1 protein-coding gene is annotated in these 306 nt (G+C 46.7%); it reads left to right on the top strand.

Annotated features, from left to right (window positions below; genetic code table 11):
* A partial coding sequence (locus MO867_RS22895) for a phage terminase large subunit family protein (RefSeq protein WP_444875291.1) occupies positions 1-306 on the top strand: 306 nt, incomplete at both ends.

Raw genomic sequence — 306 nt, 5'->3', positions numbered from 1 at the left:
CTTATTTATGTGCGCCTTTATGGAGGCGGGCTTATCAGTATTTAAATTAGATGATCTGCTTAGTTGTTCGATTGATACCAATGTCACCTGGGTCGATTTTAAAAAGCGCGAAGTTCGGCCCTATGGCAACCTGCCTGTATGGATTGGTTATGACCCCTCCCGCAGTGGCGACGGTGCCGCAGTCGTTGTTATTGCTCCGCCGCTTAAATCTGGTGGAAAATTCCGCGTATTGGAAAAAATTGTTATGCGCGACCGCGCTTGGCAGTGGCAAGCAAACCGGATTAAAGAACTCACGGAAAAATATAA

Source organism: Microbulbifer okhotskensis, from assembly GCF_023895975.1.
In the GTDB taxonomy this organism is placed as follows: Bacteria; Pseudomonadota; Gammaproteobacteria; order Pseudomonadales; family Cellvibrionaceae; genus Microbulbifer; species Microbulbifer okhotskensis.
The sequence above is the reverse complement of the archived record's forward strand: the minus strand, read 5'-3'. Positions and strand labels throughout refer to the sequence as shown.